9 protein-coding genes are annotated in these 8426 nt (G+C 43.3%); all 9 read left to right on the forward strand.

What is annotated here, in order from left to right:
• Positions 1 to 349, forward strand: a 349-nt coding sequence (locus tag UF75_RS23440; protein WP_045576942.1) for a proton-conducting transporter membrane subunit, incomplete at its 5' end; no start/stop codon positions are given.
• 127 nt (positions 350 to 476) lie between these two features.
• Positions 477 to 833, forward strand: a complete 357-nt coding sequence (locus tag UF75_RS23445; protein ID WP_045576943.1) for a YraN family protein — start codon at positions 477 to 479, stop codon at positions 831 to 833.
• A gap of 107 nt (positions 834 to 940) precedes the next feature.
• A complete protein-coding gene (locus tag UF75_RS23450; RefSeq protein ID WP_045576944.1) occupies positions 941 to 1630 on the forward strand; it encodes a response regulator transcription factor in 690 nt (229 codons plus the stop codon).
• Positions 1631 to 1721: 91 nt separating this feature from the next.
• The gene (locus UF75_RS23455; RefSeq protein ID WP_045576949.1) at positions 1722 to 3503 is read left to right on the forward strand and encodes an ATP-binding protein; all 1782 of its coding nucleotides are present in this window, start codon (positions 1722 to 1724) and stop codon (positions 3501 to 3503) included.
• Positions 3504 to 3950: 447 nt separating this feature from the next.
• Positions 3951 to 5426, forward strand: a complete 1476-nt coding sequence (locus tag UF75_RS23460) for a putative sulfate exporter family transporter (protein ID WP_045576945.1) — start codon at positions 3951 to 3953, stop codon at positions 5424 to 5426.
• Positions 5427 to 5455: 29 nt separating this feature from the next.
• On the forward strand, positions 5456 to 5632 hold the full coding sequence (locus UF75_RS28695) for a hypothetical protein (RefSeq protein ID WP_156146580.1): 177 nt from the start codon (positions 5456 to 5458) through the stop codon (positions 5630 to 5632).
• A 92-nt stretch (positions 5633 to 5724) separates the two neighbouring features.
• Entirely contained in the window at positions 5725 to 7290 is a 1566-nt protein-coding gene (locus UF75_RS23465; protein ID WP_045576946.1) for a YifB family Mg chelatase-like AAA ATPase, read from the forward strand.
• Positions 7291 to 7431: 141 nt separating this feature from the next.
• Positions 7432 to 7611: a hypothetical protein gene (locus tag UF75_RS23470; protein ID WP_045576947.1), complete on the forward strand. Its 180-nt coding sequence runs from the start codon at positions 7432 to 7434 to the stop codon at positions 7609 to 7611.
• 50 nt (positions 7612 to 7661) lie between these two features.
• Entirely contained in the window at positions 7662 to 8321 is a 660-nt protein-coding gene (locus UF75_RS23475) for an SOS response-associated peptidase (RefSeq protein ID WP_045576948.1), read from the forward strand.
• The last annotated feature ends 105 nt before the right edge of the window (positions 8322 to 8426 follow it).

Here is an 8426-nt window from a genome sequence, read left to right on the forward strand (position 1 = left end):
CTCTCCTTTGGCAGCGGTGGTCATGACGGCCTCCTTATTATCCTTAGCTGGGATTCCACCGCTCGCCGGATTCGTCGGTAAGTTTTATCTCTTCTCCGCAGTGATGGATCAAGGGTATACCGCGATCGCCTATATAGGGTTCGTGATGAGCATGGTGTCCGTCTACTATTATCTTTCGGTCGTCAAAGTCATGTTCCTCAACGAGGGCGAAGGGTTACCGGATGTACCCGTCCATGGGGCCTTGAAGTTTACGCTGGTATTTACGATGTTAATCACACTAGTGATTGGTCTTTATCCAACCCCTCTGGCCCAAATGGCGATTGCTGCTGCTCAAAGTTTATTTAGGTAAGTAACGCAGTAAAATAGTGAGCTTTGATCGATAGTAATTTTTCAATTAGCATCGACAAGTTATCAAAATGGACAGCTTTTGCTGTCCATTTTGTACTACGAAAGTTATAAAGGAGCTGCGAACTTCTGTGGAGAATAAACAGTCCTTAGGAAAATCCGGCGAAGAATTTGCCGCTCGTTATTTAAAAGATTCAGGGTTATGTATAGTTACCCGGAATTATCGCTGTCCAAAAGGAGAAATGGACATTATTGCCCAGGATGGTGAAACGCTGGTGTTTATCGAGGTTCGCACTCGCAGTTCATCTTACAGAGGGTGGGGTGAGGAGAGTATAACCCCTGCTAAGGCAAATAGATTACGAGCTATTGGGTCTTATTACATAATCCAACAGGGGTATAGAAGCTGGCCTAACTTAAGATTTGATGTGGTTGCAATTCGTCAGATTGGGGAAAGCTCAGAGGTAAACTGGATTAAGGCAGCTTTATAAAGGGACCATAATTTGATCACACAATTTTCACAAATGGCTGTTAAACTAGTAATAATTATCAAATTTTTTACAGGAATAATCGTTAATACCAAAGGAGAGTTTTGCAGTTGGATCCGATTTTAATTGTGGATGATGAAGAAAAAATTCGAAGCTTAGTACGGTTATATCTTGAACGAGAAGGGTATCTCGTTGAGGAAGCCCAAGATGGGCGAGTAGCATTAGAAAAGTTTCGCGCTCATCAATTTTCTCTCCTAATTGTAGATCTTATGATGCCGGACGTTGATGGCTGGCGCGTCTGTCGGGAAGTACGTGAGAGTTCTTCGATCCCAATTATTATGTTGACTGCGCGAGGGGAAGAATTTGACCGTGTGCTGGGGCTCGAACTAGGCGCAGATGATTATCTAGTCAAACCGTTTAGTACAAAGGAGCTAGTTGCACGAGTCAAAGCCCTCTTGCGTCGCTCGACAGGAAAACTCCATCCGGTTACTACGGAGATATGCGCTGGTCTACTGTGTATAGATAAAGAAAGACACCGAGTAAGTATAGGGGATGATGTGATTAGTTTGACTCCCCTAGAATTCGACTTGCTCTACTTTTTAGCTAAGAATCGTGGACGAGTATTCTCACGCGAACAGTTAATGGAGACAGTTTGGGGATATGATTTTTATGGAGATGCACGTACAGTGGACACGCATGTTAAAAAGTTACGGGAGAAATTGGCCCATCCTAATGTTAAGCGGATGTTGGTGACTGTATGGGGTGTGGGTTATAAATTTGATTCAGACCAGGTTAACTGACAACGTTTGATCAATGTAAGTAGAAAAGATAGGTGTTAATCCGTTGAAAAGGCGCTATACATGGAACATTTCTATCAAGCTTTGGTTAGCAATGGCTGTCCTTATTCTCACAGTACTTGGTGGATTAGGGCTTACAATTACCTGGCTTTTTGGAGATTTCTATCTGAAACAAAAGTTAGAGGCACTAAGTTTTGAAGCCAATGAAATTTCTACGCAACTTGCCAAAGTACCAAGTTGGAGTGGACGGCTAAACTTGCTAGAGCAGCTTAGAATTACTTCGGGAACCCAATTGGTCCTACTCGATCCGGAAGGAAATATAATTCTAATGTCTGGTTCTATCACGACTCAAGAACAACAAAATGTTATAGAATGGCATCTTGGAGGTTTGGGTGGGAGTCCAATCAGTGGCTGGTCTCGTAACCTACGTCCCTCGGATTTCTTTACCAAAACGTACTTAGAGGAAGTTTTAACAGGGAAAACCATTTCGATTCAGGCTTTACCAGTCAATGGTGGAGCTCAAACCATGCTACTTGCTGCTGCTCCAGTTGGGTTAAAGCCCGTACAAGGGGTTGTTTTATTAGGGAGTTCCCCAATTCCTATTCAAGAAAGTATCGCGACATTTCGACGACTCATTCTCTATGCTTCTTTGATTGCAGTTTTCTTAGCTACAGTCGTCAGCCTTTTTTTTGCACGACAAGTCACACGTCCGCTAGCCTTAATGCAAAGAGGCGCAACCCGAATGGCAAAAGGAGATTTCATGCCTATCATGGGAGTGGCCAGTAACGACGAGATTGGAGAGTTGGCTGAAGCGTTAAATTCCATGGGGGAAAGCCTTAAAAACCACATGGAATGGCTTTCGCGAGAGAAAAACTTACTGCAAGGAATCATTGAAGGGATTAGTGATGGAGTCGTAATGCTAAGCTGTGGCGGAACGATACTATATGCTAATGATTCTGCCAAAGGATTATGGCAAGAAAATGACGTTGAAATTCAAGAACGAAAGGACCAAATTGTTAAATTCCTTCAGACAATGGTCCTAAGCAACAATCCGTTGGAGAATTTCGCCACAATTTCGCTTGGAATTCAGGTATTACAGGTAGTAATGGCCCCAATGGCAGATAAAGAAGGGGTAGGTGGACATGTCGCAGTTTTACGTGATGTCACCGCTTCTTTACGGGCGGAAAAATCCCGCCGGGAGTTCTTGGCCAGTGTGACACATGAATTAAGAACTCCCTTACATTTGATTCAAGGTTACTTGGAAGCTATTCAGGATGGTGTAATCCCTAAAGATCAGCAAGAAGAATATCTTGATTTGGTCTTTGAAGAGGCCAAGCGCCTAGCTCGCTTAGTTCATGACTTACAAGACATTAATCGACTTGAACAAGGCCAGATTTCACAACCTATTGCTATAGATTTAGAGAGTTTTATGATCGATATTGAACAACGTTTTCAGGGTAGGGCACAGGAGTTAAGCGTTAATCTTGAAATTTCTAAAACTTCAGGTGAACTTTATGCAGACCCAGATCGACTTCTGCAAGTTTTTATTAATCTTTTGGATAATGCTTTAAGCCACACCCCAAGCGGAAAGACAGTAAGAGTGTTTATAGTCCTAGAACAAAATCAAGTGCGGATAGCTGTCCAAGATGAGGGAGAGGGAATTCCCAAAGAAGCCTTGCCCTACATTTTTGATCGTTTTTTCAGAGTTAATAAGGCACGGTCTCGCAAGGATGGGGGAATGGGCTTAGGGTTAGCCATTGTGCGTCAAATTGTAGAAGCTCATGGAGGAACTATAAAGGTTGAAAGCGATATGGGGAAGGGAACAACCTTTTGGATTGAGCTTCCACGTATACCTTCTTTGCCTACCTCTTGTTAGTTTGGAACGGAACTTGAGCCATTTTTTAAGTTAACATTGGTAATAGCAGTGTAAATTCTAAAATAACGCTTATGCTATATCTTTAATAACAAGATATGCTTAAAGCGTTATTTCTATTGTGCATAGGAACGGCTTTTTCGTTTTAAAGAATTTGTCCAAATGCGCGTTTAAAATCTGCCATTGTCGATAACAAACTGAAATGAAAGGAAAAACGGGGAAAATAAGGGAAAAATTATCTAATAATGGAAAGGAATTAATAAATTACTGTAGAATACAATAATTGTGAAAAAATTCATAAGGAGGAGGTGAAGCAATGAATAAAAGAATTGGCCTAGGCCTGATTGTGAAGTTCCACAGTGAATTGTGGTACACAAAGACTGACTGGGGGTAAGTTTGGAGTAGCTATGAAACGTTTTATAAAGTTTACTAAAAGAAAGGAAGAAAGATATGATCGCACAAGGTAATGAGCTTTTTGAAAAAAAGTCGGTGCTCAAAAGTGAAGACTGGTGGGCTGTTTGGCTTGGGTTATTTATCTTTTTACTGAGTATGGGCCCTGTTTTTGGAGTAGAATTGTTAGGATGGGTAGTCAAATTCAATGTTTGGGTAGATTCATCCAAAGCAATGGTACCGGTGTCTAACACCTTTAAAAATCTACCAGGTATTTATTCAGCGTTTTTAACTTACTTATTTTTAATGGTGATCATGACCATTGGCGCGGTAGCAATGGGCGCAAAGGTTAAAAAATTCATCGTCGGTTTTACCGTAATTTTCTGGATTACCTTTCTCTGCCTGTTTTTAGGCAATAATGGTTACATTGCCGCCACCCCAGACAAACAGGCCAGCCTTAAAATTCCCTGGTCTATGAGTCTAGGGGAAATGGGCTTTGTTATTGCCATGATTACCGGTCTTATTATTGGGAATTTTTTTGAGGGCTTTGCCAAATTTTTAGGGGAGGCAGCCAAGCCCGAATGGTTTATTAAAACAGGGATTGTGATTTTAGGTGCAGCTATCGGCATTAAGACGGTTGGTGCTCTAGGACTGGCCAACACGGTTATCATCCGGGGATTATGCGCTGTGATTGAAGCCTATTTAATTTATTGGCCAGTTACCTATTTTATCGCCCGCAAATTCTTTAAGTTTACCCCAGAATGGGCGGCACCTTTAGCGTCCGGTGTCTCAATCTGTGGGGTTTCGGCAGCCATTGCTACGGCCGCGGCTATTCGAGCACGACCCTTAGTACCCGTTATTTTGTCGGCAGTTATTATTGTCTTTGTAGCCGTTGAAATGCTCATTTTACCCTTGCTTGCTCAGACATGGCTCTTTCACGAACCAATGGTAGCTGGCTCCTGGATGGGCTTGGCCGTGAAAAGTGACGGAGGGGCGGTGTCAAGTGGAGCGATTGCCGATTCGCTAATTCGAGCCAAGGCACTGACAGATCTGGGGATTCGATGGGAAGAAGGCTGGATCCTGATGGTAGCCACCACCACCAAAGTATTTATTGACGTATTTATTGGCGTGTGGGCATTTATTCTTGCAGTAGTATGGTGTGTTTTCGGGATCGATAGAAGTAAGACTCGGTGCGATAAGGTTTCAGCGGGAGAAATCTGGGACCGTTTCCCCAAATTTATTATCGGGTTTGCTCTAACCTTTTTGCTCCTGCTTGTGATGGGTTTAAATAGCCCTGGCATCGTCAAGGCAGCGTCAGTAGGGGCAGACCAAGCAAACGCATTGAGGACATTCTTCTTTGCTTTATGTTTCTTCTCGATTGGTATGATTACTAACGTACGCAAGCTCTGGGCCGCCGGCATGGGACGTATTGTAGGGGTATATGTCATCTGTCTGTTTGGATTTATTATCTGGGTCGGACTACTTGTCTCTTGGCTTTTCTACCACGGCATCACACCGCCGGTAATCGGTGGCTAGTCTAAAAGATAACAAAGGAGGTTCTCGATATGCCAAAGGTTCAACCCCATACCGCTCAGCAGTCATCCGTAAATGTTCAAGAAGTGCTCGCAGAAGATGAGTGGTACGATTTACTTCCTGTGGAGAAAAAGCTTATCTCCATTACGTTTGGGCTAGGTGTAGTATTAATGGTTGTCTTCGTTCTAGCCTTTAAGGTTTTTAAGTGATCAGTGGACTTAAGTAGTAAAACATATTTAGGCTAATATGGAAGGAATATGGAGTAATTAAGCGAACATTCTATCCTAAAGGGGGAGATAGAATGTTCGCTGCTGTTTATGGAATGACAGTCTTGGGGTTACAAGCTCATTTAATTCGGGTGGAAGTTGACGTGGCGAACGGTCTGCCAAGTTTTGAGATTGTCGGTTTGCCGAATACGGCAGTGAGAGAGGCACGTGACCGAGTTCGGTCAGCAATACGAAATTCAGGTTATCAGTTTCCCTTGCAGCGGGTAACGGTAAATTTGGCTCCTGCGGATTTACGCAAAGAGGGTTCTGGTCTCGATCTGCCGATTGCGATAGGGATCCTTGCGGCCACAGAACAATGTATCTCTTCCTCGCTGGCTAAGTATGTGTTTTCTGGAGAGCTATCTTTAGAGGGAAGTCTCCGACCAGTTCCTGGCGTGCTCACCATGGCGATAACTTTGGATAATGAAAACACTAAATCTGATTTAGACGGAGAAGATTGTATTGGTGAACCGTATTGTCTGATTGTTCCTCCCGATAATCTGGAAGAAGCACGTTTAGTGACGGGGTTAGAGACGCATAGCACTGCTACTTTGGGACAAATTGTCCAGGGAGTCGAAAATCAAGGTAGCTTTGAGGATACTATAATATCGGTGACACTTCAATCCGAATCATATAACGGGGTCAATGTGGACTGGGCAGATGTTCATGGACAACAACACGCGAAGCGGGCTTTAGAAATAGCTGCTGCGGGTGGACATAATGTCATTTTGGTGGGGCCTCCCGGCTCGGGTAAGACGCTCTTGGCTAAGGCTTATTCAGGGATACTGCCTTTATTAAGCGACCAAGAAAGTATAGAGGTTACTCAACTCTTTAGTGTGTCTGGGTTGCTGAAAAATAATGGGTCTTTGGTCCAACATCGTCCCTTTCGAAACCCGCATCATACGGTGACCAAAGCTGGAATGATCGGTGGGGGAAGGGATCTACGCCCGGGTGAGCTAAGCTTTGCTAATCACGGAGTGCTGTTTTTGGATGAGCTTCCTGAGTTTGCGCGTGAGGTCTTGGAATGTTTACGCCAACCTTTGGAAGATCGTGAGTTGACGATAACCCGCCAAGCCGGGAGTATTACCTATCCTGCCCATGTGAGTGTTATCGCAAGCATGAATCCTTGCCCGTGTGGATATTATGGGGATCGGGGTCGAGTGTGTTCTTGCACACCCCTGCAAATCCATAACTATCGGGGGAGGATTTCAGGTCCACTCTTAGATCGATTTGACTTGCATATCGAGGTGCCTAGGTTAGATTATTCAGAACTCAGAGATGAGGATGGAAATGAATCATCTGAAACGGTTAGAGAACGAGTCATGGCAGCACGAAAAAGGCAATGGGAACGCTTAGGAACGGCAAAAACGAATGCGGAAATGTCTGCAAAGGAAACCAAAGTGTACGGTATGTTGACTCCTGGTGGGGAAGCGCTTTTGCATCGGATCTATGATAGCCAGCACCTAAGTGCCCGGGCACATGACCGAATTTTAAGAGTTGCACGTACGATTGCAGATCTTTCTGAAACTCAGGATATTTTGCCGGAGCATTTGGCTGAGGCCATACAGTTTCGTGCTTTGGATAAACGGTTACAGATATAAAGAGTAAAGGAATTAAACTTAGTTCAATACAGGCACTCAACCTCATAAGTCAATAAAGGACTACACCCGAAAACTTAAACACAAGCAAAATATCTCGTGAGCGGGGAATAGAACAATTGATTCAATATGGAGGGATATTCGATGAAGAATTGTGAAATGAAGTTGAACGGTAATATATTGACGATAACGGTTGATATTTCAAAGGAATTTGGTAAATCGACTTCGGGGAAAAGCATAATTATCGCCTCGACTGAAGGCAATGTGTCAATTCCCGAGAAAGAGGATATAAAAATCGGTCTGAATGTCTATAGAAAGCCTTGAAAGCAACTCAGTAAAAAAGTATTAAATACTAATGGTTATGAGCTCTAAGTATGTGCGGACGCTTTTCTATCGCAGAATTCAAAAGAATTGAGGAAAGATTTTACATCGAGACGCCTGATTTGAAACCCAACTACAACGTAGCACCCTCTCAGGATGTCCCTGTTATACTTAATAATGGTTCAAATCAATTAGCTATGTTTAGGTGGGGTCTAATACCCTTTTGGGCCAAAGATCCTTCGGTCGGCAATAAGATGAAAAACGCTAGGGCAGAAACTATCGATGAAAAGCCCAGTTTTAAGCATATCCTCCAGCGAAAGCGTTGTCTCGTAGTAGCCGATGGGTTTTACGAGTGGAAGAAAGAAGGATCGACCAAGAGACCCTACCGGATAACACTAAAGAATCAGGGACTATTTGGATTTGCTGGCCTTTGGGATACGTGGAAGTCACCCACCGGGGATATTGTAAATCCATGCAGTATTATTACAACCGCCCCTAATGACCTTATGGTACCAATACATAATCGAATGCCAGTCATTCTTCCAAGAGAAGTTGAGCATGTGTGGTTGGATCAAAGTATTGGGGAAAACGGTTTTCTTAAGAGTTTGTTGGTGTCTTATCCAGCGGAATTGATGGAGGCCTATGAGGTTTCAAGGTTTGTGGATTCACCTAAGAATACTGGGCCTGAATGTTTTGGTTCCGGTGGAATCTAAACTATTTTGATATTGGTCACCAATATCTATCGAGTTACGTTCGTGGTGATCTCAGCTAATTAAAAATTACATTGAATAGTTGCCCCGTCCATTCCCAGATTGGGG

It is taken from the genome of Desulfosporosinus sp. I2 (genome assembly GCF_000960765.1).
Taxonomy (GTDB): domain Bacteria; phylum Bacillota; class Desulfitobacteriia; order Desulfitobacteriales; family Desulfitobacteriaceae; genus Desulfosporosinus.